We start from the raw sequence: 25,530 nt of genomic DNA on the forward strand, positions 1-25,530 counted from the left end.
TTTGTCCCTACTTACACAAACTGACAGTAAGTGTAGCCAAAGATAAAATTGAGGAAACCAATCCTATCCAGAATGTAACAGAGCTGCTCAGGCCTGCGGTACCTTTCTTGGCTCCATTAGGTTCTACATATACAATGTCGTTCTGCTGCAAATAGAAATAAGGAGAATTGATGATGTTGGCATCTGTCATATCCAATCGGTGCGCTTCCTTTTTGCCAGTTGCATCCTCGCGGATAAGCAGAATATTCTTGCGTTTACCCTGCAAGCCTAAGTCGCCGCTTTGTGCCAACGCCTCTACTATGCTCATCTTCTCGTTTGGTACTGTTACGACACCCGGGCTTCCAACTTCGCCTGTTACAACGACGCGGAAACTCGCCATACGTACTGTTACCGTCGGAACTTCACCATCCTTGAAATATGGCTGGATTTTAGATTTCACCAAATTCTCGCATTCTCTTCCAGTCAAGCCCACTACATGAATCTTGCCGACAACAGGAAGATCTATGAAGCCTTCATTGTCAACCAAGTAATATTGAAGATTCTGGTTTTGTGAAGAAGACATCATAGACTTAGAATATAGATTGAATGGCTCTGCCAAATCCTCGTTAACCGCTTTTACGATAATCGACAATTGGTCTTTTGGCATAATTTTAGCATCATACAACATTCTCGATGCGCTCAAATTGAGAGAATCTATATTCTGAAAATAAGCCACTTGCTTAGCACTTTGGCAACCGCTAAGTGCCAAAATCATAGTAGAAGCTACTACTACAACTAATAACAGTTTTTTCATTATCGGCAATTTGTTTATAGTTTTGCGTGCAAAAGTACGTCATTTTTCTTAAATGTACAAATGTTTAGTCAACAAATTGTAAAAAACGACGCATTTTTGCACGACATCTTTACTTATCCGAGCTCCACTGAGGAAAGATGCGAAAGCTTTGATGGCTTAAAATTTCCTCATCAAAGACGAAAGTTGAGCTATTTATCCTCTATTCCGTTGGAAGGAAGGTTGAAACTGTAACTGTTGTCGAAGATCTTTCTTACCTTATTGATCTCTACAAAGGTTGTTCCACCACCTTCACCGAAGCTACCGCTCAAATAGGCAATCTTGTCCTCTGCCTCCAGATAGCCCTTCTGACGAAGCATACGTACAGCGGCTGTAAACATGGCCTTGGTAGAAATCTGATCCTTCTGCACGATTGGGATAACACCATAACTCAGGTTGAGCCAGCGCTGAAGTTTCTCCTTATAGCAGATGGCCAGCACTGGGTTTGGACCACGGAAGGCTGCCAAATCGCGGGCTGTCTGCCCCGTCTCGCCATCGGTAATGATTCCTTTAACACCCAACTTCTGGGTGGCCTCGATGGCAGCATGGGCCAGGAAGAGTTTCTGGTCAATATCACCCTCCTCCATTGGGTCAATATCGTTGACGGGCGATTTGTCCTTCTCGGCCTGTTCTGCAATACGTGCCATGGTCTGTACAGCCTCGAGTGGATATTTTCCGCTGGCTGTCTCGCCACTAAGCATCAAGGCATCGGTACGATAGAAGATGGCATTGGCAATATCTGTCACCTCGGCACGAGTAGGACGAGGGTTGTGAATCATCGTATGAAGCATCTGTGTTGCCACGATAACAGGCTTCTTGGCCTTGATGCACTTGTCGATGATGCGACGCTGAATACCAGGAATTTTCTCAATAGGCACCTCAATACCCAAATCACCACGGGCAATCATGATACCATAAGAAGCCTCGATAATCTCGTCGATGTTATCGACACCTTCCTGATTCTCTATCTTCGAGATGATCTTGATGTCGCTATGATGCTCGTCCAGAATATCCTGAACGGCCTTCACATCGGCAGCACTACGCACAAATGAATGGGCAATGAAGTCGATGTCAAGCTCGATGGCCAAGAGAATATTCCTGCGGTCCTTCTCGGTAAGCGCAGGAAGATCGATGTGCTCGCCAGGAACATTGACACTCTTGTGAGCACCCAGAGTTCCTTCGTTCTGCACCTGAGCCACCAGCATGGGACCGGTATTCTCGATCACCTTCATATCCAACTCGCCATCGTCGAAGAGCAGGTCGTCGCCTACCTTCACGTCATCGGTAATATTGGGATAGCTGAGATTGACAATATCATGAGAAGACTCCATCTCTGGACGGCCGAAAATCTTCACCACATCACCTATATTATAATGTATAGGCTCCTTGACTCCTGTGGTACGAACCTCAGGGCCCTTGGTGTCTATCAGAATTCCGATATGGGGAGATACAGCTCTTACATTATTGACAATGGTGCGGATTCCTTCTTCTGAGGCATGAGCGGTGTTCATACGAACCACATTCATGCCCGCAAAAAACAACTTACGGATAAAGTCCTGATCGCAGCGGCGGTCGCTGATGGATGCAACAATCTTGGTCTGTTTCATATCTTTTTTACCTTAATTTCTAAAAACTCTGCAAAGTTACAAAGAATTTTTGAAAAACAAAGCATTATGTGCTGATTAAATATCCAAGTCTGGTGCTTTTTCACTACCGGCAGCAGCCTCGAACTTCGGCATGGTGTCAAAACCGAACAAACCGGCGATAATGGCATTGGGCATGCGACGCACCTTCACGTTGTATGACTGCACGGCCTCATTGTACTTGCGACGGGCCTCGCTGATACGGTTCTCAGTGCCTTCCTCCTGTATCTGGAGCGACTTGAAATTCTCGCTTGCCTTGAGCTCAGGATATCTTTCTGCCACCAACATGAGCTTGGAGAAAGCGTTGGTCAACTCGCCCTGAGCAGCGGTAAACTGCTTCAGGTTAGCCTCAGTCAGATTATTAGCGTCAAGCTTCACCTGTCCCACGGCTGCACGGGCCTTTGTCACCTGCTCGAAGGTTTCGCGCTCATGCTTGGCATAAGCCTTCACTATCTTCGCCAGCTGAGGCATCATGTCGGCACGACGCTGATACTGAGTCTGCACATTGGCAAGCTCGGTGGTAACTTCCTCCTGAGAACTTACCAAACCATTGTAACCACTAAACAACCAAAGCACTAATACTACAATTACTGCTACAATAATCCAACCTGTTTTCTTCATAATTTTCTATTCTATTTTAATAACTGTTTATCTAAATCCAAATTGCGTAAAATGGAACGCATAAAAGACGCTGTTTACCCTTAATAGACGACCGAGCCTGCCCTTAATAGACGACCAAGTCTGTTCTTAATAGACGACCGAGCCTGCTCTTAATAGACGACCCGCCAAGTTCTTCCCAAGCATCCCAGACTTACCATCCTCCGCCGGCTCCTCCACCGCCAAAGGAACCTCCGCCAAAGGAGCCTCCAGAGAAGCCGCCACCCGAAGAGCCTCCGCCTCCTCCGAAAAAGAAAGGCGGGAAAAAGTCGTCATCATGTCGGCGGGATGAGCGCTTATTCTTATTGCGCTGACTCGTGTCGGGCTTAATGACTCCAAACACTTCCAGCAAATAACGTACCAACATATACACAGGAATACCGAAGAAGACAGCAAGCAGAATCACGACAAGAACCCAGTCGTCCTCGCCTATCGTACCGTCATCAATATCCGAAATTCCCGTCTTGCCGCTCTTCACCTTATTATATATAGCACGGCTCGTAGCTACTACAGCCTCGGCAGGCATATTCTTTTTCATGTTGGGAACAATACAAGCCCTGGCGATATCATCACAGTCGACATCCGTCAACTCCCCCTCAAGTCCCATACCGGGAGCAATGAAGTACTTATGGTCTTCGACAGCCACAACAACCACCAAACCACGACGTGTCTTCTTGTCTCCCACACCGTAGTCATTGCCCAGATCTTGAGCCACACGGAAGGCATCGCCATTTTCCACTTTGCCCACAATGACAAACACATTCTGTACCCTGCACTCCTTGTTGAGCTTATCCAGGTAGAAATTGGCAGAATCAAGCGCCTGTTTGTCTATATAATGATCAGGATCAGACACATACTGCGTCGAGTTCTGCAGATATGGTACAGGTATATTCTTAGCGTTCCATACCTTCGAAGCCCCAGCAAAAGAGACCGACAGGCACAGACATAGAGTCAATATATAATATCTCAGTTTTTCCATTTTTGCTATTTTCGGTACAAAAATACGCAATAAAAACCTTATACGCAAATACTTAGGGCATTATTTTTTCAAAAAAAGTGCTAACAATTTTGTTATATCGCAAAAAACTTGTATCTTTGCACACCGAATTCAAGATAAAACATCGTAAAAACAGAAAAAAACAATAGGAAAATGACAAAAGCAGATATCGTCAACGAGGTGTCTTTGGCCACTGGAATGCCAAAGAAAGAAGTAGGTATTGTGGTAGAAGCGTTCATGGACGCAGTTAAGGAGAGCCTTCTCAAGAAGAAGGAGAATGTATACCTTCGTGGCTTCGGCAGCTTTAACATCAAGCGCAGAGCAGCTAAGACAGCCCGCAACATCTCCAAAAACACTACTATCACCATCCCAGCTCACGACCTGCCTTGCTTCAAGCCAGCCAAGAGCTTCGTTGAAGAGATGAAGGGCTAATCTACACGACCCACCAATCCAAGAGACACAGCAAGACGAAAGAGCTGCAAGTCGAAAGATTATTAAGGAAACAACATTATATAATAACAATATTTTAAAATTTTAAAATCATGCCAAACGGAAAGAAAAAGAAGGGCCACAAGATGGCTACTCACAAGCGTAAAAAGAGATTACGTAAGAATAGACATAAGAGCAAGTAAATCCTTGCTCTCAGTCTTTTCTGGCTGAGGGGGCATGTCAGCTTAAAAAAGTTTGACATGCCCTTTTTTATTCACTTACATTTTAAGAATTTGAAGACTATGACAAGCGAAGTTGTAATTGATGTCCAACAGAAGGATATTTCAATAGCGCTCATGGAGGACAAACAACTGGTGGAATACCAGAACGAACCCCGTGAGGCTTCATTCTCTGTGGGCAACATCTACATAGCAAAAGTAAAGAAACTGATGCCAGGTCTTAACGCATGCTTTGTGGATGTAGGTTATGAGCGCGACGCCTTTCTTCATTATCTTGATTTAGGAAGTCATTTTAATTCTTACCAGAAGTACCTTAAACAAGTACAGAGCGACAGAAAGAAACTTTTCCCATTCTCTAAAGCCAGCAAGCAGCCCGACCTCGAAAAGGACGGAAGCATCCAGAACATTCTGAAGACTGGACAGGAAGTGCTGGTGCAAATCGTAAAAGAACCCATTTCAACCAAGGGACCAAGACTGACTGGCGAAATCTCTTTTGCCGGACGTTACTTGGTACTCATGCCATTCGGTGACAAAGTTTCTGTTTCGTCAAAGATTAAGAGCGGTGAGGAACGTACCCGACTCAAGCAGCTCATCCACAGCATCAAGCCCAAAAACTGCGGAGTAATCGTCCGCACGGTGGCTGAAGGCAAAAGGGTGGCTGAACTTGATGCCGAATTGAAAGTCTTGGTGAAGCGATGGGAGGATGCAATCGCCAAGGTACAGAAAACTCAAAAGAGACCACAGCTCGTCTTCGAGGAAACCGGCAGAGCTGTTGCTCTGCTTCGCGACTTGTTCAATCCTTCTTACGAAAACATCTTTGTCAACGACGAGGATGTGATGAAGGAGGTGAAGCATTACGTTTCACTCATTGCACCAGACAAGGCAAACATCGTGAAGCTCTATACAGGAAAGGTACCTATCTTCGACAACTTCAACATTACTAAGCAGATTAAGTCTGGCTTCGGACGTGTGGTCAACTATAAGCACGGAGCTTATCTTATTATCGAGCACACCGAGGCGCTGCATGTAGTGGATGTCAACAGCGGCAACCGCACCAGAGAAAAAGGTCAGGAGGCTAACGCCCTTGATGTAAACCTGGGTGCTGCAGACGAACTGGCAAGACAGTTGAGGTTGCGAGACATGGGAGGCATCATTGTTGTCGATTTCATCGACATGAATCTGGCAGAAGACCGACAGATGCTCTACGAGCGTATGTGCAAGAACATGCAGAAGGATCGTGCCAAGCACAACATTCTGCCTCTGAGCAAGTTCGGACTGATGCAGATTACACGCCAGCGCGTAAGACCTGCCATGGATGTGAATGTAGAGGAAACCTGCCCTACCTGTTTCGGTACTGGCAAGGTGAAGTCGAGCATTCTGTTTACCGATCAACTGGAAAGAAAAATCGACCAACTGGTCAACAAGATTGGCGTCAAAAAGTTTACGCTGTATGTCAATCCTTATGTTGCCGCATTCATCAACAAGGGTTTCGTTTCCCTTCGCTTGAAGTGGCAATTCAAGTATGGATTCGGAATCAAAGTCGTTCCTTCTCAGAAACTGGCTTTCCTTCAGTACGAATTCTACGACAAGGACAACCAATTCCTCGACATGCAGGAAGAACAGGAGACGAAGTAAAGAAAATAAAAATCGCTGCTTTCAACGTTGAAAGCAGCGATTTTTGTGTATAGAGAGAACTCGAATCTCGAAAGCGGAAACCATCACGTTGAGATACAAGCCCCTATTATTTCTTTTTCTGAGGAATAACAAGCGAAGCTCCTATACTTATCACGATAACTGCCAGGATGATGAGCAGCGAAGCCACAGCATCAATCTCAAAGTATTCGTGAACGAGCAGCTTCAAACCGATAAACAGCAACAGGAAACAAACACCCGTCTTCAGATATCTGAACCTGTCGGCCACAGCTGCCAAGAGGAAGAACATGGCTCGCAAACCAAGAATGGCAAAGATGTTGGAGAAGAACACTACATAAGGATCGAGCGACACAGAGAACACAGCAGGAATACTGTCGAAAGCGAATATCAAATCGCTGAACTCTATCACCAACACGGTGATTACCAAGGGCTTTAAGTGGAAATACTTAGAGCAGAACTTTACCACAGGATGATTGGCTGTATCGACATGAGCCTCCTTGTTGCGGTCGAGATACATCTTGATTCCGCTATACATAAGCAACACACCGAAGACCAACAGCACCCAGTCAAAACGGCTGATAATGGCAGCTCCTAAGAAGATGAAAACAAAGCGAAGCACAATAGCGCCCATGATGCCCCAGTTGAGCACATGCTGATATTGTTTCTTGTCGACACCAAATGCAGTGAAGATCATCATCATCACAAACAGATTGTCTACCGACAACGTCTTTTCTATCAGATAACCAGAGATATAGGCAATGGTCATGTACTTGCGATACTGATGCAGACTACCCTCGAAGTCATCCGGGTTCAACTGAAGATGAGAAGCATAACGCGTAGCTACAGCCTGAAGATCGTTGAAATCGTGAATTCCGTGTACCATGTCGCCATGAAACCACAGGAATACCGAGAAACCCAATGCCAGGATGATCCAAACCCCAGTCCAGATTCCTGCCTCCTTGATAGACACCACATGTGCCTTACGGTCGATAGCAAGCATGTCTACCAACAGTATGGCTACAATGAAGACGATGAATCCGCCTAAAAACAATAATTCTTGCATTTTTACCTTACTATGTGTTTATTACATTATTTATTGAAATCGCGAAAGTTGAGTTATTTATATGTTTTACCTTGTTATGATTTCTTCTATCAGCCCCTCAAGAGCATCCTCTAAAAGAGTGATGACAAGTTCAAAATCAGATTCATCACCATAATATGGATCAGGAACAGTGGTATAATCGCGATGCTGACGCAGGTAACTTGCCATACAAACCACCTTTTCACGTTCTTCATCCGAAGAGGCCATTCGCGTGATGGCACGATAATTATCATTATCCATTACCACTATGTAGTCGAACTTGGCAAAGTCGGATTTATCAAACTGTCGGGCATGACTGTCGAAACAATAGCCATGAGCGGCACCACAACGGCGCATACGACTGTCGGGCAACTGCCCGACGTGCCAAGGACCAATGGCAGCAGAATCAATATAGAACTGACTGGCCAGTCCTTTCTCCTCCACCTTGGCTTTCATGATGCCTTCGGCAGCAGGTGAACGGCAAATATTACCCAAACAAATAAACAATATGGTATGATTACTCGATTTCATGTTAATACAGCTAATTTTCTGCAAAGATACAATTAATTTCAGAAACAAAAGAAGCCAAATCAGAGATTTATGTTTATTTTTCATACTTTTATATCCTTCTTTCAACCTTTATTGAATTATTTCACGAACATCTTGATTTTATATCAATTATTTTGAGTACCTTTGCAGCAACAAAAACATATTATTCATATGCTGACAGATATAGAAATAGCCAAATCGGTAAAACTACGTCCCATCAACGACATAGCTGCCGAATTGGGAATCAACGAGAACCTGGTTGAGAACTACGGCCGATACATAGCCAAGATTTCTACCAACATTATTGACAAGAAAAAGTTTAAGAATCATCATCTTATCCTCGTTACAGCCATCAGTCCTACGAAGGCTGGCAACGGTAAGACTACCGTGTCTGTAGGCTTGGCATTAGGAATGCACAAGATTGGCAAGAAGGCTGTATTGGCACTTCGTGAGCCATCCTTAGGACCTTGCTTCGGCATGAAGGGTGGAGCTGCAGGTGGCGGCTATGCTCAGGTATTGCCAATGGACAAAATCAACCTTCACTTTACTGGCGACTTCCATGCCATCACAGCAGCCAACAACATGATAGCAGCCCTGTTGGACAACTATCGTTTCCAGCACGAGGCAGAAGGTTTCAAACTGAAGAAAATACTTTGGCGCCGTGTCATGGACATCAACGACCGTGGCTTGAGACAGATTATCACGGGCTTAGGCGAAAAGAACGGCATAGAGACTCAGACAGGTTTCGACATCACTCCAGCCTCTGAGATCATGGCGATTATGTGCTTTGCGACAAGTTTGGACGACCTTCGCCGTCGCATAGACAATATTCTGCTCGGCATTACCGAGGACGACAAACCTTTCAGAGTGAAAGACATGGGCGTAGGCGGAAGTATTGTCGCCTTGCTGCTCGATGCCTTGAGTCCTAACTTGGTACAGACCACCGAGGGAACTCCGGCCTTTGTCCATTGTGGACCTTTCGCCAATATTGCTCATGGCTGCAACTCGGTAATGGCTACAGCTGCGGCACTCGAATATGGTGACTATGCGATTACTGAGGCAGGATTCGGTGCCGACTTAGGTGCGGAAAAGTTCTTCAATATCAAGTGCCGTAAAGCAGGTCTACAACCAGCGCTTACCGTAGTGGTTGTAACCTTGCAAGCTCTCAAAATGCATGGCGGTGTGGCTCTCGAAGACATCAAGAAGCCTAACATCCAGGGAATGGAGAATGGATACTGGAACCTCGACAAGCACGTGCGCAACATGCAAAGCTTCGGTCAGACTGTAGTGATTGCATTCAACAAGTTTGCTACGGATACAGATGAAGAGATAGAGGTACTTCGCAAGCATTGCGAGGAAATGGGCTGCGGTTTTGCCGTAAACAGCGCCTTTGCAGAAGGCGGCAAGGGAGCCATGAAACTGGCAGAACTGGTAGTGAAGACCATCGACGAGCGTCCTTCAGCCCCACTGCAGTTGACCTACAACGACGATGAGCCTGTCCTGCAAAAGATAGAGGACGTGGCATTCCGTCTGTATGGCGCAGGCAGCGTGACACTAAGCGAATCGGCACAGGCCATGATCGAAGAGATTAAGAAGCTGGGTGTAGCCCACTTCCCTATCTGCATTGCTAAGACTCAGTATAGTTTCTCTACCGACGCCAAGGCTTATGGACCTACCGATGGTTTCGAGCTTCACGTAAGAGACATTACCCTGAACATGGGTGCCGAGATGATTGTAGTCATTGCAGGCCCTATCATGCGCATGCCCGGACTCCCCAAGTCACCACAAGCCGTACGCATCGACGTGGTGAATGGAGAGATTACAGGCTTGTCATAAACAGCTTTTCATGAATGGCTGTCAGAAGAATCACTCGTCCTGATTCCGCATCGCTTTCGAAGTGGCAAGACTGAACTCGCAGCCACAATACAACTGATTATAAAACTCATTGAGGCGCAGCAGCTCGCTGCGCCTTAATTGTAAACCTCCTTTTCGCCAGTTCTGACTCCACCATTCCACGTCGGGACAGTCGCTCACTGCCACCATTCCCGCTGTATCTATCTGTCGGATGTTCTTCCAGCGCGAGGAAGCCAACGTAGTAGTAAGCCACTTGAAACCATGCGCCTGGGCATAGCAGGCTGCATGATGCAACCGATACTGGAAACACACCGAACAGCGTGATCCTCTTTCCGGCTCATTCTCCAGTCCGGCTATAGCCTTTTTCCAGTCAGCATGGTCGTACTCGTCTTCCACGTAGGGCACATCCTGCTGTTGCAGAAAGCGGATAAGCTCATGCTTTCGAATATCAAACTCCTGTTGAGGATAGATATTGGAATTGGAAAAATATACGGTAGGGCGTATACCGTTGCGCAACATACACTCCACGATGGCTGCCGAACAGGGAGCACAGCAGGCATGCAACAGCACCGAATGCTCGTTGGCAGAAACGCCATCGGGCAAGGATATCTTCAAAAACTTATATTGATCTTCAGGTTGTATCTTCATTTTATTTATTTTTACGATTAATCCCTAAAAAGCATAAGCCATTTGGCTAAATGAAAGATGGAGTACAGTCTCACGACACCCTCCATCCATTTTTATATGCGAAAACTTCAGCAAAGGTACATTTTTTTGATGAATAATCGCACTTGTTGTAGTTAAAGAATTTAAAGAAAGATAAGAAGTGGAAGAAATAGGGAAAGAATAAGAAACAAAGGAAGTAAGAGCCTGGCTGTTAACACCACTCCTACAAAACGCAACAAAGCCGCTGAAATTCAGCGGCTTTGTGTTGTTTGTTACCTATAGGCTTATTACCTATATACTAATGCTTGTTTGCTTTATCCGAAGTTATCATACATGATACTTTCCTGGTCTACGCCGAGACTGTCGAGATAATCAGTAACAGTCTTGATCAGCATTGGAGGTCCGCAGAGATAGTACTCGCAATCCTCAGGAGCCTCGTGATCCTTCAAATAGGTATCACGAATGCAATTGACAGCAAATCCCTCGTAGTACTTCACGCCCTGAGCATCTGCCACTGGGTCCTTGCGGTCGAGTGAAAGATGGAAGTGGAAATTAGGGAATTCCTTCTCAAGCTCCCAGAAGTCCTCGAGGAAGAAGGCCTCACCCAACGCACGGGCTCCGTAGAAGAAGTGGAGCTCACGGTCGGTGGTGTGCAGGGTCTTGGTCATGTGCATAATCTGCGCACGCAATGGAGCCATACCGGCACCACCACCAATCCAGATCATCTCCTTACCTGAGGTGAAGTTAGGATGGAAGTCACCGTAAGGACCACTCATCATTACCTTGTCGCCTGGCTTCAGCGAGAAGATGTAAGATGAAGCAATACCTGTTGGTACGTTCTGGAATCCTACCTGTGGACGTGGCAGGAATGGTGTTGTGGCGATACGAACGGTCAAGGTGATGATATCACCCTCGTCAGGATAGTTGGCCATAGAGTAAGCACGAACGGTAGGCTCTGGATTGTGAGCCTTGAGAGAGAAGATGTTGAACTTCTTCCATGCTCCGATGTACTCCTCGCCGATGAGATCCTTGTCGAAGTCCTTGTCGTAATCAATGCAGTCGTATGCAGGAATCTTGATCTGAGCGTAAGAACCCGGAACGAAGTCCATGTGCTCACCTGGAGGCAGAGCCACCTTGAACTCCTTGATGAAGCTGGAAACGTTCTTGTTCGAGATGACCTCGCACTCCCACTCTTTCACGCCCATCACACTCTCAGGCACCTTGATCTTCAGGTCGCCCTTCACCTTGCACTGACATCCCAGACGCCAGTGGTCCTTAATCTGCTTGCGGGTGAAGTGAGGCTTCTCAGAATCGAGAATCTCGCCGCCACCCTCGAGCACCTGAACCTTGCACTGGCCACAGCTTGCCTTACCGCCACAGGCAGAAGGCAGGAAGATGCCGTTCTCATTCAGCGTAGTCATCAAACTGCTGCCCTGAGGCACGTTGATGGTCTTGTCGCCATTGATTTCAACATTCACATTTCCGCTTGGGCTGAGGTATTTCTTTGCCACAAGCAAAATGATTACCAGCAGGAGAATCACTACAAGGAAAACTCCTATACTGGCCAATATAAATGATGTATTACCCATATCTAAAGTCCTCCTTTTTTAGATTTTCAAGCCTGAGAAGCAAAGCATAGCCATTGCCATGAGGCCAACTGTGATAAATGTAATGCCGAGTCCCTGCAGAGGCTTTGGCACGTCGCAATACTGCATCTTCTCGCGGATAGCTCCCATCAGAACGATGGCGAGTGTCCAGCCGAGACCGGAACCTACAGCATATACGATGCTGTCCCATACCGATGTGATGGCCTGAGTATTGGCAGGATCCATCAGGATGCGCTGCTGCATGAAGAGCGATGCACCCATGATGGCACAGTTAACGGCGATCAAAGGCAGGAAGATACCCAAGGCTGCATAGAGCGATGGTGAGAATTTCTCTACCACCATCTCTACCAACTGCACTATACCGGCGATGACGGCGATGAAGAGGATGAAGCTCAAATAAGTGAGATCCACACCCAGAATTCCGTCAGCGCTGAGCACCTTGGTCTGCAAAAGATAATCTACAGGCACGGTGATGAGCAACACGAAGGTTACAGCCAATCCCAAGCCCAAAGAGGTCTTCACATTCTTGGAAACTGCCAGATAAGAGCACATACCCAAGAAGTAGGCGAAGATCATGTTGTCGACGAAAATCGAACGGAAAAACAAACTAATAGCGTGCTCCATCTTACTTTTCCTCCTTATAAATAAAGGCACGATGTACCCAGATTACACATCCAACGAGAATCAGCGCCATGGCAGGCATGGTCATCATACCGTTGTTAACATATCCGAAGTTGTAAGCTCCCTCAGGAATCAGCTGGAAACCGAGCAATGATCCGCGGCCCAGGAGTTCACGAACTGCACCCACAATCACAAGGATGAGGGCGTAACCCAAACCGTTGCCCACACCATCGAGGAATGAAGGCCAAGGCTTGTTCATCATGGCGAATGCCTCCAAACGGCCCATCAGGATACAGTTGGTGATGATCAGACCCACATACACAGAGAGCTGCACGCTCACGTCGTAAGCGAAAGCCTTCAGCACCTGGCTCACGATGGTTACCAGGGCAGCAACCACCACCAGCTGTACGATGATACGTATTCGCTGAGGAATGGTGTTGCGGATGATAGAAATAATCACGTTGGAGAATGCCGTGATAATGGTAACGGCAAGTCCCATCACAATGGCTGGCTTCAACTGTGAAGTGACAGCCAAGGCACTACAGATACCAAGCACCTGAACGAGCACAGGGTTGTCGCCGTTCAATGGCTTGATGAATGCCTCTTTATTTTGTTTACTAAATAATGCCATAATTTCGCTTGATTATTTAATGAATTTAGCAAGTCCTTCCTTGAGCATGGCGTCCACACCATCGGATGTCAGGGTGGCACCAGTCACGGCGTCCACATTGTTAGGGTCACCGGCAGGAGCATCTTTCTCCACGCCAAGAGCGATGCCCTCTACTCCATCCTTGTGAATCTTCTTGCCTTGGAACTTCTGCTGCCACTTCAGGTTATCCTTGATTTCGGCACCCAGACCGGCAGTCTCGCCCTCATGATTGAAATATACTCCATAGATGGTATTGTTATCGGCATCTACGGCGATGAAGCCTGAAATGCCGCCCCAGAGACCCATACCCTTTACAGAATATACAGTCTTCTTCTGACCATCAATCTCGCACTCGTAATACTTCATGCCGTCCTTCTCCTTCTCAGCCTTTACCACCTCTTTATATTTGGCAGCCGCAGTTGCATTGTCGAGGTCGCGCAGGTTGAGTGAGTTAAGAATCTGCTTCTGAGTATCCAGCGCCACGTTAGCATCCTGTGTTGGCTTCAGCGAAGAAGACACGAACGCGAGCAGGAATGCCACGATTACTACGATGATAACCGAATAGATAATAGTATAGCAATTTGAATTTGTCTTCATATCTACATTCCTCCTTACATTATTTAATAGCACGTTTAGCACGGCGAGAGATGTTGCTCTGTACTACGATGTAGTCGATGAGTGGAGCAAACATATTGCCGAAGAAGATAGCGAGCATCATACCCTCTGGATAACCTGGGTTCATCACACGCACGATGACAGCGATGGCTCCGATAAAGAATCCATAGAAGTACTTGCCCTTCTCGGTACGGGCTGAGGTGACAGGGTCGGTAGCCATGAATACGGCACCGAAGCAGAAACCACCCAGGACGATGTGCTCGTACCAGGCGATAGGAGTCATACCGAGCGCCTGGAAGATAAGCGCCATCACGATACCGCCTGCGAATACAGAGCCCATGGTCTTCCAAGATGCAATACCAGTCCAGAGAAGGATAACGGCACCGATGGCGATGGCGATGACGGATGTCTCACCGATACAGCCAGGGATGAAACCTGTAATGGCATCGCTGAGATTAGCTGTAGGCGTAATGTTCTGAGCCAACTGTCCAAGCGGAGTAGCCGCTGTGAATCCGTCTGCCAAGGTGTTGCCGAGACCAAAGATGGAATCCTTGGCAATCCAAACCTTATCACCACTCATAGCCAATGGATATGAGAAGAAGAGGAACATACGGGCACCTACAGCCACATTGAAGATATTCATACCCGTACCACCGAAGATCTCCTTGCAGAAGATAACAGCAAAGGCGCAAGCCAGGGCGAGCATCCAGAGCGGTGTAGTGACAGGAATGATCAATGGGATGATGATACCGCTGACGAGATAGCCTTCCTGGATTTCCTCGTGCTTCCACTGTGCCCAGGCAAACTCAATGCCGAGACCCACAATGTAGCTGACGAGCAACTTAGGAAGGACAGCCAAGAATCCGAAACCGAAAACCTCGAGGAAACTGGCTGTTGCCAATGTTCCGGCTGCCTGATAGTTCTGGTAACCCACATTATACATACCGAAGAGCAAAGCAGGAATCAGGGCGATTACCACAAAGCTCATGATGCGCTTCGAGTCAATGGCGTCGTGAATGTGGGCTCCGCTCTTCGCTGTCGTGTTAGGCACGTACAGGAAGCTCTCGAAGCCATCAAAGACACTCTCGAAGGCATGAAGCTTACCTCCCTTCTGGAAGTTGGGCTTTATCATGTTGAGATAATTTCTTAATGCACTCATTTTTTTATTCATTATTACAATTAAGCATTCTCCTTACGCAAGGTGTTCAAGCCATCGCGTACAATCTTCTGGAGCTCGAGCTTAGAACTGTCTACAAACTCAGCTACGGCAAAGTCCTCAGGACTCACCTCATAGATTCCGAGCTGCTCCTGCTTGTCGATGTCGCCGGTAATGATGGCCTTGATGAGGTACTCTCCAAAGATGTCCATTGGCAACACCTTGTCGTACTCACCACTCATGATCATGTGGCGCTCGCCACCCTTCACGCGGGCATCCAAGTCGTACTCCTTCTTCTTGCCAAAGAGCCAGGAGAAATAAGAACGTGATGTAGAGAACTGACTGGTACGTGGAAGTATCCAGCCCAGCATCTCGTCTTTGTCGTCGCCCTCAGGGATGGCAGTTATCTCAGATGTATGTCCGCCTACGAAGCCTGCCATATCAGTCTGCACGCCTGTAAGAGGATTGCCATTGATAAGTCGCACATGTTCTGTAGCTTTCAACTGGTCGGCTACAAAAGCGCTCAAAGGTGTTCCTACCAAGACCTCAGCATAACCGGGAGTCTTTATCTCGCTTCCTGCCACAGCCACCTTCTTGCGAAGATCCACCTTGCCAGTAAGGAAAAGACGACCGAAGAAGATGATAGCCGATGGGTCTACTGTCCATACCACCTCGCCCTTGTTGACCGGGTCGATATGGTTGACCTGTACTCCTACATTACCAGCAGGACAAGGACCGTCGAACACATTTACCTCCACATTCTTTGCCTCCTCAAGCGCACGGCTGTGCTGATCGATGCCAACACCCAAGTAGACTTTAGCCACCTTGCTCAAGGCTGTCAAACCTGCCTGGAAAGCATCCTCATTCCCTTCGAGTTCCTTCTCGAAGTCAGAAGCCAAAGGCATGTCGCGAAGTGCAGAAATAAAAATTGCCTTAGGCTTGGTGTCGGGAGTAGTGGACACAGCATAAGGCAACTGGTTGATGTATCCGAAGAGACCTGCCTCAAGCAAGGCATTCTTTACAGCTTCTCCGTCCAAAACATCCACATTCTTCTTACCGAAATCGGTAGCCTGCTGCTCAGCGTCGGCTTTCACCTTCACACAGAGCACCTTTCTGCGCTCACCTCTCTCTATGGCGGTTACAGTACCGCTCACGGGCGAGGCAAACTTCACCTCAGGACATGCTTTGTTGACAAACAGCGCATCGCCCGAATTGACATGAACACCTTCCTTCACAACCACCTTAGGAGTAACGCCCACAAAAGCATCAGGCACGAGAGCATACTCCTCTGCCTGCTTCACCTGCAGCGTCACATCCATTGAGGCTTTGCCTTTCAGGTTGATGTCCAGTCCTTTACGTAACTTGATTACATCTGCCATAACTACATAAACTTTTTATATTTTAATTATTATACTTTATATTCTCACTTTTTTGCATGGTTCGGCAAGCGCGATGATGCCGTCTTTCTATTTCTTATCTGCTGATGGTATTTTTATTACTGATTTTCCTTTAAAAGTGCTGAATAGTGGTGCAAAAATAGCAAAAAAATGTGAGTGGGAAAAGAAATTCTGTAGTTTTATTCGATTTTGACGCAAAAATAATGTAATTTTGTACCAATTTTCAAAAAATATTCACATTTGAAGAAGTTCAAACATATATGTAACGGCATCATCTGGACACTTATCGTCCTCTATTTGCTGCTCATCGTACTGATGCACTTGCCATCAGTACAGACCTTCTTGGGCAAGGAGGTGGCAGAGGCTCTTGCCGACAAATTCGGCACCAAGGTGGAAGTAGGAAAAGTCAACCTGGGCTTCTTCAACCGAATCATCATCGACGACGTGATGATGTACGACCAGCAGGGCGACAGCCTCATTTATGCCAGCCGTCTGTCGGCCAAGATAGACTACATGGCTGCTACACAGGGCAAAATTTCCGTCTCGTCTGCGCAAATCTTCGGTCTGCGTGCCAACCTCTACCGCCAGACAGCCAAAAGCCCGGCCAACTTCCAGTTTGTACTCGACTCGTTGGCTTCCAAGGACACCACCCAGCACAAGCCTCTTGACCTGCACATCGGAAGTCTCATCATCCGCCGAGGTGCCATCGCCTACAACCAGCGCGACGTGGCTCCCCGCAGCGGCGTCTTCTCGCCCCAGCACATCAGAGTGAGCGAACTCTCGTCACACATCCTATTAAATCATGTAACCGACAACAGCATCGACCTGTTGCTCAAGAAGTTATCATTTAAGGACGAATCAGGCTTCAAACTACAGTCACTTCACTTCAAGCTGCAAGCCGACAGGCAGAAAGCCACACTCAAGGAGTTCCGTCTGCTCATGCCACGCTCCGAGTTGGTGCTCGACGACCTGAAGGCCACTTATCGCTTTGAGGGCAAGAGATTCATTCCTGAGAGTCTGCGCTTCAAGGGAGGCATCCAACAGTCGAAGATCACCTTTGCCGACGTGGCAAGTCTGGTGCCGGCTTTGCGCCATTTCGACGATGCGGTGTTTGTCAGTTCCCGTTTCTCGGGCACAGCCAAGTCAATATCCGTCCCCTCGCTCAACCTCCGTACAGGCAGCGGCAGCTTCAATCTTCAGGCACGGGGCAGCTACAGCCATGCAAGCAGCCATCCAGCCTGGAATGCCGACATCGCCAACCTGAACCTCAGCCCTGCCGGCGTGGAATTCCTGGCAGAGAACTTAGGCAGCAAGGTGAAAATACCAAAGGAAATCCAGCGTTTGGGCACCATCCACCTTACCGGCAAGGCCAAGGGCTACGAAAAGGTCCTCTCTGCCAAGGGCAACATTGAGACCGATGCTGGCAACATAAGCCTGCAGGCCGTCAAAAACGATGACCACATCAAGGCTTCTGTTGACACCCGTGGCGTGAACTTGGGTCGCATTCTCGACAACCGCAAGTTGGGAACCGTAGAAGCCAGAATCGACGCTCATGGCACCATGAAGCACATCTTTGCCAAGGGGAACATAGCACGATTTGACTATGGCAACTACGACTTCCACAACATCGAAATAGATGGCGACTACGACATGAAGACCCTCCGCGGAACAGCCTCCATCGCCGACCCCAACGTCAACCTGTCCGTCAAAGGCGACTACCATTTAGGTTCGCGCCTGTATGCGCTCGATGCAGCTATCAACCATCTCCGTCCCACAGTATTGGGCATGAAGATGCACGACCCTTCCTACAGTCTCGACAACATCAGCATCAGCGCCAACAACAAGGGCAAGGAAGGTCATCTCGACATAGAAGCGCCCTTCGTAAGTCTCTATGCACGTGGCCAATACGACCTGACCACAATCTATGGAAGCATCATGCGATTAGTGGCCGACAAGCTGCCTACCATTCCCGGAATCAGCAAGCATGCAGCCAAGGGCTACAACGACTTTACACTGCAGGCCAACATCACATCTGCCGAAGTGCTGCAGCGCATGTTCGGACTGCCCCTGTCGCTCAACCTGCCCGTACACATCAACGGCAACATCTCAGATGCCGAGAAGAACGTCAATCTTTACATCAATGCGCCCAACTTCAGTTGGGATGGATCAGCATTCCACGATGCCAACATCGAGTTCAACACCATAGGCGACTCACTCAGGATGGAAGCACGCATCAGCCAGGGACTTCCCTACGAGAAAGCTCCAGTCTACAGGCTTCGCGCGGCGGCAGCCGACAACAACCTGTCCACCCTGCTCTATTATGCCAACCAGTCGAGCAAACTGCCCATCACGGGAAAGATTGACGCCAGGACACAGTTCTTCACTTCCGACAACGGAGCTACGGGTGTCCACGTCACGGTGAACCCTTCAGAAATCATGCTCGGAGAGAAAAAATGGCTTCTCAACCCAGCCGACATCATATACAGAAAGAATGAACTGACCGTCGACATGCTTAACTTCTCACATGGCGACCAGCACATCATCATCAACGGAAAAGCCACACCCCAGGCCACCGATTCCATCGTAGCCGACCTGAAGGATGTCGACGTAGCCTATATCCTCAACCTGGTCAACTTCCACTCGGTCGACTTTGCCGGAAAAGCTTCGGGCAAGGCCGTGGTGAAGTCTATCTTCCAGACTCCGGAGGCCTACGCAAACCTCGACGTCAAGGACTTTGTCTTCGAGAACGGCCCCTTGGGAGCCCTTCATGCCAAGGCAGCCTACGACAACCAGGAAGGACAAATCAACATCGACGCAACGGCAGAGGACGGACCCGAGCACCTCACCGTGATCAACGGATACGTATCGCCCAAGCGCAACTACATAGACCTGGGCATCGAGGCCCACAACACAAGCCTGAAGTTCATGGAGAACTTCTGTGGCAGCTTCCTGAACAATGTGGAGGCATGGTGCAAGGGCAAGCTCAACGTCGTGGGCGACCTGAAGAACATCAACCTCGTGGGCGACGTCGTGGCGCACGGCAGGATGCACATGAAACAGCTCGGCACCGACTACACCTTCAACCATCTGCGCGCTCACGCCATTCCCGACGACATCCAGTTTGAAGGCGACTCCATCTACGACAGCCACTACAACGGCAAGCACAGCCACTTTGCGCTCATCAGAGGAGGAATACACCATAAGCACCTCACCCGCCTGAGCTACGACCTCGACATCGACGCAAACAACTTCTTAGGCTTCGACACACACGAGTTTGGCGACGACACGTTCTATGGAACCGTCTTCGCCACCGGCACCGTGGGCATTCACGGCAAGAGCGGCGAGACGATCATCGACATAGATGCGACTCCAGAGCCCCACTCCATCTTCGTCTACAATGTGGCAAGCCCCGACGCCATCAGCGCAGGAAGTTTCATCCACTGGAACGACGCCACACCTTATATTTATAGACCCTATTCGCCCGACAGCGACAAGGACAAGAAGAAAGACAGCAGCTCAGACTTCTCGTCGGACATGCGCATCAACTTCCTCGTCAACACCAACCCCAACCTCACACTCAAGCTGATGATGGACGACCAGACAGGCGACTACATCACCCTCAACGGCAACGGAGTGATCAGAGCCAACTACTACAACAAGGGCGGACTCGACATGTTTGGCAACTACGTGGTGGATCACGGACAGTATAAACTCACCATCCAGAACATCATCAAGAAAGACTTCGACTTCCAGCCCGGAGGCACTATCGCCTTCGGAGGCGACCCCTATAACGCTCCGCTCAATCTGCAGGCTAAATACACCGTAAACGGAGTGCCGCTGAGCGATCTGAGCATCGGACGCTCCTTCTCCAGCAACAACATCCGTGTAGACTGCCTCATGGACATCACCGGCACACCAGGCGCTCCGAAGGTAGACTTCTCCATGGACCTGCCAACGGTAAACAGTGACGCCAAACAGATGATTTACTCCGTCATCAACTCGCAGGAAGAGATGAACCAGCAGGTGCTCTATCTCCTCGGCATAGGACGATTCTACACGCAGACCAAGAACAACCAGACAAGCGAGGACGCATCTCAACAGAGTCAGACCTCACTGGCGATGCAGAGTTTGCTGAGCGGAACCATCTCTCAGCAGATCAACAACGTGCTGTCGAGCTTCGTCAACAGCAGCAACTGGAACTTCGGAGCCAACATCTCGACAGGCAACGAGGGATTCAACAATGCAGAGTACGAAGGCATTCTGAGCGGACGACTGCTCAACAACCGTCTGCTCTTCAACGGACAGTTTGGCTATCGCGACAACGCCAACGCCACACAGAGCTTCATCGGCGACTTCGACCTGCGTTACCTCATCTTCCCTAACGGCAACCTCTCGATTCACGTCTACAATCAGACCAACGACCGCTACTTCACACGCAACAGTCTGAACACCCAGGGTGTGGGTCTCATCATGAAGAAAGACTTCTTCAATCTTCGCGACCTGCTGGGTATTAAGAAAAAGAGTAAGGACAAAGAAAAAGAGGATAAAAACAAGAAAAAGGGCAAAAAATAAAAATATATCTATATAATTGATTAAACCTATAGTTTCTATCAGAATGCAATAGGCTTCAACTGCTTACGAAGCCGCTTTCATTGCTCTACGAAATAGGCTTCATTGACTATCGAAGCCGCTTTCATTTCGAGGACAATTTTCTATTCAGCAAACATCGTCGGAAAGAATTCGACCTGTACGGTCGAAAACTTTTGTTTATACCAAAGAGTTAAGTTTTACCCTGAACATCATAGATAAGAATTAGCCAATAGATTTATACAATAAGGAGCTGGAGGGTTTCCCCTTCAGCTCCAACTATTTCTAATAAGACTGGAAAAATGATTTAGTAAGCTTTGATGCGATACATGAAACCAAGTTCGATGCGATCGGTATTGTAGTCCTTCAAACCGCACTTTGTGCTGTAATCGTACTTACGGCCTACGTATGCCAAGAAGAGGCGGAAATCCTGCTGCTTAGCTGGATAATATTCGATGCTGCCCATGTAGCCGAAGCTCTTGCGGTAGTTCTTGAACTGCTCCATCTTTGTTACACTTGCTGTCTCGTACATGCCCTTGAGCATTAAGTTCCAGCTTGGAGCAAACTGCCAGTTGGCCTTTGTGATAAAGCTGTTGTAGTGTACCTTGCCCAGATAAACATTACCGGGAGCATCACCGCCAACCAATGCGTCTCTCAACTCATTGGTAGCAATCTTCAGACGGTCGAGGTCGTCGAATGCGCCCATATAGTCGAAGTACCATTGGAACTTAGGCAGATTGAGCTGCTGACCGAGAGTGAGCATACGGCTGTACTTGCCCTTGGCCTGTGTCTGAAGACCCCATGCCCAACGGGTGTTCAACTTGCCATCAAAAAAGCTACCATTCCAGTTGATGATATAGGTAAGAGGATTCTTTGACTTCTGGAGAGCATGAGCCTCGTCGTTGTTGACAACAACTGCTTCGTCACCATACTCATCCGCGAACTTACCATTGTAAGAATTGCTGATCTCGACTGCGATTTCCTGAGTAGGTATTGGCTTGTAGCTCACGGTAACACCGGCCATGAAGTTATCCATGTAGTCTACCATGTCTGAATACTGATAGATGTACATTGGGTTCTCATCAAACTCGAAGCCACCCCAGATCTGGCACATCTTACCTCCCGAGATAGAGAGCTTGTCATTGAAGTTGTAACCTACCATCATAATGTCGGTAGCCTTAGCGAAGTTGTCCTCACCCTTGGCGTCGGTAGCCTTGTTCAGACGATGACGCAAACGATAGTACAATTTGTCGGTCAAGTTACCCTTGATCTCGATACGCAACTGCTTGTTGGCAAACTTGGTGCCCCATTCATCAGAAAGGCTGTTGTGCTCTGCTTGGAATGAAGCTGCATAGTTGAAATAGAGATTGAACATATCGTTCTTCTTCTCCAACTTGGTTATGCGCTCGTGAATTGACTGAATATCACCGTCGCCACCACCCATGCCGATATTGTTTCCTTGTGCATTAGCTCCCATTGTCATGGCAAGCGCTGCAAACATCATTATAATCTTCTTCATAATCTTTAGGTTTTGTATTAAGGTTTATAATAATAAGATAAATTGTTCCCTCTTGGTAGTTCCTCCCTGCTCTTAGACAGAGGCTCAGGAGGAACTGGAAATCAGAGAGTGTGAAAAATTAATACTTCTGGAAGTACTCCTGAATCTTCTGCCAGTCGTGGGTCTTGGTAAGAGCAAGCATCAAGAGTACGCGAGCCTTCTGGGGGTTGAGAGCCAAAGAAGCTACAAACTGATACTTGGTGTCGTCTACCTCGCCGTTGAGACATGTAGGACCTGTAGGAACGCGGCTTGAACGAACTACGAGAATACCCTTCTGGCGTGCCTTGAGAGCCTCGTCGAATACGTCCTTATAGAAGTTACCGTCACCTACACCTGCCAATACGATACCAGCATACTTGGCGTCAACGAAAGCCTTGAAAGGAAGTGGAGAGCAGTTGGAGTAACCGTAAACGATACCTACCTTTGGCAACTCGGTAAGACCCTCTACACTGAACTCGCTCTTTGTGGTGTGCAGATTCTCTACCTGGCGATTGTAGATAGCCTCGCCACCATAGATATAACCAATCTTACCATAGTTACCACCCTGGAATGTAGCGCAGTCTGTAGTGTGAGTCTTGATGACATCCTTTGCATCGAGCAAGAGGTTGTTCATACAGCACATCACGCCACGACCCTTTGAGTTAGGACTTGCAGCTGCAGCAACGGCTCCATAGAGGTTGGCAGGACCATCGGCGCTGATACCTGTACTTGGACGCATAGAACCTACGAGTACTACAGGCTTGTCGCTGTGAACAGTCAGGTTGAGGAAGTAAGCTGTCTCTTCCATGGTGTCGGTTCCGTGAGTAACCACAACACCGTCGTATCCTTCCTTGTTCAACAACTCGTTGATACGCTTAGCCAACTTGAGCCATACCTGGTCATTCATATCCTGCGAACCGATATTAACAAGCTGCTCGCCTGTTACGTCGGCCAAATCAAGCATCTGAGGCACAGCTGCTATCAAGCTCTGAACACCTACCTGACCTGCTGTATATGCTGAACCTGTAGCTGAAGTTCCTGCACCAGCAATGGTTCCACCTGTTGCGATAATACGTACCTTAGGTTTTGCAAACGCACATGCCACTACCAACAAAAGGAGTGTCATTAATGAGAAAAATCTTTTATTCATAATAATCGGTTTTAATTTAGGTTAATATATTTGTTAATAAACTCTCTGATTTACATATATTTATCACTCCCGCATTAAAGCAGTTGGATAATGAAGTATCCTACGCCGATGCTGACAAAGGTTGTGATGAAGCCAGCCAGCTGGAAGGAGTGATTCACAACAAATCTGCCGATACGTGTGGTTCCTGTACGGTCGAAGTTGATGGCAGCCACCTCTGTTGGATAGTTAGGCAAGAAGAAGTAGCCATTGACAGCAGGGAACATTGCCACGAGTGCCAGAGGCGAGATGCCCAGTCCTATACCCAGGGGATAAAGGGTTCTTACTGTTGCCGCCTGCGAGAAGAGCATGATCGACATGAAGAACAGAGCGATGGCGAAGAGGAAAGGATACTGGGTCACCACAGTAGCAATGTGCTCCTTGAAGAAATCCAAATGTCCATTGAAGAAGGTGTCGCCCATCCAGGCAATACCGAAAATGGCTACCATGGCATTCATACCTGCTCCGAAGACGTTACCCTTCACTGCATCCTGTACCTTTGCCTTGCCTGCAAGAAGTATCAGGGCTGCTGTTGCCATCATGACAATTTCAATGGTCTCGGGCATAGACACGCGGTGTATCTCGTCGCCTACCATGAACGAAGGACGAAGGGATGGGAAACTGCCAAATACGACTACTGCCAGTACACCGAGCAAGAAGGCTACCACGGCATACTTGGAGCGTGGGTTAGGATTCTTGATCATCTCGTCGATAAGACGGCTGTCCTCCTCGGGCTTGATGATTCCCTCGCGTACCTTTTCTTTATATATAGGGTCGTCTACCAATTCTTTTCCTACGTGGTTCTGCACTAAGGCTGCCACCAGGATGGCGATGAAGGAAGCAGGAATACAAACCAGAAGTATGGTACCCAGCTCTACTCCCTTGCAACCCAGCAAGTCGGTACTGATGATGGCTGCCGTTGCTGCCGATACCGGACTTCCGGTAATACCTAAGGAGGCGGCTATGGCTGCCACGCTGAGGGGTCGCTCTGGGCGGATCTTAGAGTTGGTGGCTATCTCGGAGATGATAGGAAGCAGCGAATAGCTGGTGTGTGCGGTTCCTGCTACGAGGCAGAAGAGCCATGTGGTAAGCGGACCGTAGTATGTTATCTTCTCAGGATGCTTGCGCAGGAAACGTGCTGCTACACCTACCAAATAATCCAATCCGCCTGCTGCCTGCAAAGTGGAGGCTGCCGTGATGACTGATACAATAATGAGCATCACGTCAATAGGCAGATTTCCTGGCTTCAGTCCGAAGACAAAGACGAGGATGAAAACGCCCACCATACCATAGATTCCCAGACCTATGCCACCAACACGGGCGCCAATGAAGATCAGGACCAGTACAAGGGCCAATTGGATGAGTATAATAGCTGTAGCCATAGTTCTAAATTCAGTTAGTTTTAAAAGTTATTAGTTGTTTAGTGATTCGAACGCTGCAAATTTAGTTAATTTTTGTAGTAAGCTATTTTAAAAAATCACTCATTTTTTTGGAAAAAACGATACAAGCCCATATTTTTGTAAAATTCAGTACAAACAAATGTGGGAGTGTCACTTTAAAGACATAAAAAAAATATCC

The 25,530-nt window shown here is 47.8% G+C and carries 20 protein-coding genes; 4 read left to right on the forward strand and 16 right to left on the reverse strand.

Translation table 11 applies throughout. The features are described from left to right. Window positions 1-7: 7 nt before the first annotated feature. The 4 genes from P3T48_RS08150 to P3T48_RS08165 all read right to left on the reverse strand — a co-directional run bounded on the left by P3T48_RS08150 (window position 8) and on the right by P3T48_RS08165 (window position 4,108). Entirely contained in the window at window positions 8-793 is a 786-nt protein-coding gene (locus P3T48_RS08150; RefSeq protein ID WP_276506350.1) for a polysaccharide biosynthesis/export family protein, read from the reverse strand. Window positions 794-981: 188 nt separating this feature from the next. Next, window positions 982-2,436, reverse strand: a complete 1,455-nt coding sequence (gene pyk / locus P3T48_RS08155; RefSeq protein WP_217757721.1) for a pyruvate kinase — start codon at window positions 2,434-2,436, stop codon at window positions 982-984. Window positions 2,437-2,511: 75 nt separating this feature from the next. Then, a complete protein-coding gene (locus P3T48_RS08160; protein WP_276506351.1) occupies window positions 2,512-3,093 on the reverse strand; it encodes a LemA family protein in 582 nt (193 codons plus the stop codon). Window positions 3,094-3,283: 190 nt separating this feature from the next. After that, the gene (locus tag P3T48_RS08165; protein ID WP_276506352.1) at window positions 3,284-4,108 is read right to left on the reverse strand and encodes a TPM domain-containing protein; all 825 of its coding nucleotides are present in this window, start codon (window positions 4,106-4,108) and stop codon (window positions 3,284-3,286) included. 171 nt (window positions 4,109-4,279) lie between these two features. Here P3T48_RS08165 and P3T48_RS08170 point away from each other — a divergent pair, with 171 nt between their 5' ends. Both P3T48_RS08170 and P3T48_RS08175 read left to right on the forward strand, forming a co-directional pair. Further along, complete coding sequence (locus P3T48_RS08170) at window positions 4,280-4,558, forward strand: HU family DNA-binding protein (protein ID WP_022251837.1); 279 nt, start codon at window positions 4,280-4,282, stop codon at window positions 4,556-4,558. 299 nt (window positions 4,559-4,857) lie between these two features. Continuing rightward, window positions 4,858-6,429 (forward strand): Rne/Rng family ribonuclease, encoded by a 1,572-nt coding sequence (locus P3T48_RS08175; RefSeq protein ID WP_158463381.1) that lies wholly within the window; start codon window positions 4,858-4,860, stop codon window positions 6,427-6,429. A 106-nt stretch (window positions 6,430-6,535) separates the two neighbouring features. Here P3T48_RS08175 and P3T48_RS08180 read toward each other — a convergent pair whose 3' ends face one another. Then, entirely contained in the window at window positions 6,536-7,510 is a 975-nt protein-coding gene (locus tag P3T48_RS08180; protein WP_276506353.1) for a TerC family protein, read from the reverse strand. 66 nt (window positions 7,511-7,576) lie between these two features. Then, the gene (locus tag P3T48_RS08185) at window positions 7,577-8,059 is read right to left on the reverse strand and encodes a low molecular weight protein-tyrosine-phosphatase (RefSeq protein ID WP_276506354.1); all 483 of its coding nucleotides are present in this window, start codon (window positions 8,057-8,059) and stop codon (window positions 7,577-7,579) included. A 189-nt stretch (window positions 8,060-8,248) separates the two neighbouring features. Between P3T48_RS08185 and P3T48_RS08190 the strand changes: the two genes are divergently transcribed. Further along, window positions 8,249-9,913: a formate--tetrahydrofolate ligase gene (locus tag P3T48_RS08190; protein WP_276506355.1), complete on the forward strand. Its 1,665-nt coding sequence runs from the start codon at window positions 8,249-8,251 to the stop codon at window positions 9,911-9,913. Window positions 9,914-9,943: 30 nt separating this feature from the next. Here the strand turns inward: P3T48_RS08190 and P3T48_RS08195 are convergent, their stop codons facing one another. The 7 genes from P3T48_RS08195 to P3T48_RS08225 form a co-directional block, all read right to left on the reverse strand. Further along, on the reverse strand, window positions 9,944-10,579 hold the full coding sequence (locus P3T48_RS08195) for an epoxyqueuosine reductase QueH (protein ID WP_276506356.1): 636 nt from the start codon (window positions 10,577-10,579) through the stop codon (window positions 9,944-9,946). Between the two features lie 332 nt (window positions 10,580-10,911). Then, window positions 10,912-12,186 (reverse strand): NADH:ubiquinone reductase (Na(+)-transporting) subunit F, encoded by a 1,275-nt coding sequence (gene nqrF / locus P3T48_RS08200; RefSeq protein WP_276506357.1) that lies wholly within the window; start codon window positions 12,184-12,186, stop codon window positions 10,912-10,914. An 18-nt stretch (window positions 12,187-12,204) separates the two neighbouring features. Further along, window positions 12,205-12,828: an NADH:ubiquinone reductase (Na(+)-transporting) subunit E gene (nqrE, locus tag P3T48_RS08205; RefSeq protein WP_022251844.1), complete on the reverse strand. Its 624-nt coding sequence runs from the start codon at window positions 12,826-12,828 to the stop codon at window positions 12,205-12,207. 1 nt (window position 12,829) lies between these two features. Then, complete coding sequence (locus P3T48_RS08210) at window positions 12,830-13,456, reverse strand: NADH:ubiquinone reductase (Na(+)-transporting) subunit D (RefSeq protein WP_158463376.1); 627 nt, start codon at window positions 13,454-13,456, stop codon at window positions 12,830-12,832. A 12-nt stretch (window positions 13,457-13,468) separates the two neighbouring features. Next, complete coding sequence (locus P3T48_RS08215) at window positions 13,469-14,071, reverse strand: FMN-binding protein (protein WP_158463375.1); 603 nt, start codon at window positions 14,069-14,071, stop codon at window positions 13,469-13,471. Window positions 14,072-14,090: 19 nt separating this feature from the next. After that, window positions 14,091-15,248 (reverse strand): NADH:ubiquinone reductase (Na(+)-transporting) subunit B, encoded by a 1,158-nt coding sequence (locus P3T48_RS08220; protein WP_276506358.1) that lies wholly within the window; start codon window positions 15,246-15,248, stop codon window positions 14,091-14,093. A gap of 20 nt (window positions 15,249-15,268) precedes the next feature. Further along, window positions 15,269-16,624 (reverse strand): Na(+)-translocating NADH-quinone reductase subunit A, encoded by a 1,356-nt coding sequence (locus tag P3T48_RS08225; protein WP_276506359.1) that lies wholly within the window; start codon window positions 16,622-16,624, stop codon window positions 15,269-15,271. Between the two features lie 258 nt (window positions 16,625-16,882). On the opposite strand from P3T48_RS08225, the gene P3T48_RS08230 reads away from it, so the two are divergent. Next, window positions 16,883-21,214: a translocation/assembly module TamB domain-containing protein gene (locus tag P3T48_RS08230; RefSeq protein ID WP_276506360.1), complete on the forward strand. Its 4,332-nt coding sequence runs from the start codon at window positions 16,883-16,885 to the stop codon at window positions 21,212-21,214. Between the two features lie 322 nt (window positions 21,215-21,536). Here the strand turns inward: P3T48_RS08230 and P3T48_RS08235 are convergent, their stop codons facing one another. The 3 genes from P3T48_RS08235 to P3T48_RS08245 all read right to left on the reverse strand — a co-directional run bounded on the left by P3T48_RS08235 (window position 21,537) and on the right by P3T48_RS08245 (window position 25,334). Then, complete coding sequence (locus P3T48_RS08235; RefSeq protein WP_276506361.1) at window positions 21,537-22,748, reverse strand: porin; 1,212 nt, start codon at window positions 22,746-22,748, stop codon at window positions 21,537-21,539. A 118-nt stretch (window positions 22,749-22,866) separates the two neighbouring features. Then, window positions 22,867-23,916, reverse strand: coding sequence for an L-asparaginase 2 (ansB, locus tag P3T48_RS08240; RefSeq protein ID WP_228114125.1), 1,050 nt, complete (start codon window positions 23,914-23,916; stop codon window positions 22,867-22,869). Window positions 23,917-23,990: 74 nt separating this feature from the next. Then, window positions 23,991-25,334 (reverse strand): anaerobic C4-dicarboxylate transporter family protein, encoded by a 1,344-nt coding sequence (locus tag P3T48_RS08245; RefSeq protein WP_276506362.1) that lies wholly within the window; start codon window positions 25,332-25,334, stop codon window positions 23,991-23,993. Window positions 25,335-25,530 lie beyond the last annotated feature (196 nt).

Origin of the sequence: Segatella intestinalis, from assembly GCF_029348455.1 — a bacterium.
In the GTDB taxonomy this organism is placed as follows: Bacteria; Bacteroidota; Bacteroidia; order Bacteroidales; family Bacteroidaceae; genus Prevotella.

Excerpts from the sequence above, each read along its gene's own strand:
- P3T48_RS08150 (WP_276506350.1), bottom strand. The coding sequence starts at position 793 with ATGAAAAAACTGTTATTAGTTGTAGTAGTAGCTTCTACTATGATTTTG.
- pyk (WP_217757721.1), bottom strand. The coding sequence starts at position 2,436 with ATGAAACAGACCAAGATTGTTGCATCCATCAGCGACCGCCGCTGCGAT.
- P3T48_RS08160 (WP_276506351.1), bottom strand. The coding sequence starts at position 3,093 with ATGAAGAAAACAGGTTGGATTATTGTAGCAGTAATTGTAGTATTAGTG.
- P3T48_RS08165 (WP_276506352.1), bottom strand. The coding sequence starts at position 4,108 with ATGGAAAAACTGAGATATTATATATTGACTCTATGTCTGTGCCTGTCG.
- P3T48_RS08170 (WP_022251837.1), top strand. The coding sequence starts at position 4,280 with ATGACAAAAGCAGATATCGTCAACGAGGTGTCTTTGGCCACTGGAATG.
- P3T48_RS08175 (WP_158463381.1), top strand. The coding sequence starts at position 4,858 with ATGACAAGCGAAGTTGTAATTGATGTCCAACAGAAGGATATTTCAATA.
- P3T48_RS08180 (WP_276506353.1), bottom strand. The coding sequence starts at position 7,510 with ATGCAAGAATTATTGTTTTTAGGCGGATTCATCGTCTTCATTGTAGCC.
- P3T48_RS08185 (WP_276506354.1), bottom strand. The coding sequence starts at position 8,059 with ATGAAATCGAGTAATCATACCATATTGTTTATTTGTTTGGGTAATATT.
- P3T48_RS08190 (WP_276506355.1), top strand. The coding sequence starts at position 8,249 with ATGCTGACAGATATAGAAATAGCCAAATCGGTAAAACTACGTCCCATC.
- P3T48_RS08195 (WP_276506356.1), bottom strand. The coding sequence starts at position 10,579 with ATGAAGATACAACCTGAAGATCAATATAAGTTTTTGAAGATATCCTTG.
- nqrF (WP_276506357.1), bottom strand. The coding sequence starts at position 12,186 with ATGGGTAATACATCATTTATATTGGCCAGTATAGGAGTTTTCCTTGTA.
- nqrE (WP_022251844.1), bottom strand. The coding sequence starts at position 12,828 with ATGGAGCACGCTATTAGTTTGTTTTTCCGTTCGATTTTCGTCGACAAC.
- P3T48_RS08210 (WP_158463376.1), bottom strand. The coding sequence starts at position 13,456 with ATGGCATTATTTAGTAAACAAAATAAAGAGGCATTCATCAAGCCATTG.
- P3T48_RS08215 (WP_158463375.1), bottom strand. The coding sequence starts at position 14,071 with ATGAAGACAAATTCAAATTGCTATACTATTATCTATTCGGTTATCATC.
- P3T48_RS08220 (WP_276506358.1), bottom strand. The coding sequence starts at position 15,248 with ATGAGTGCATTAAGAAATTATCTCAACATGATAAAGCCCAACTTCCAG.
- P3T48_RS08225 (WP_276506359.1), bottom strand. The coding sequence starts at position 16,624 with ATGGCAGATGTAATCAAGTTACGTAAAGGACTGGACATCAACCTGAAA.
- P3T48_RS08235 (WP_276506361.1), bottom strand. The coding sequence starts at position 22,748 with ATGAAGAAGATTATAATGATGTTTGCAGCGCTTGCCATGACAATGGGA.
- ansB (WP_228114125.1), bottom strand. The coding sequence starts at position 23,916 with ATGAATAAAAGATTTTTCTCATTAATGACACTCCTTTTGTTGGTAGTG.
- P3T48_RS08245 (WP_276506362.1), bottom strand. The coding sequence starts at position 25,334 with ATGGCTACAGCTATTATACTCATCCAATTGGCCCTTGTACTGGTCCTG.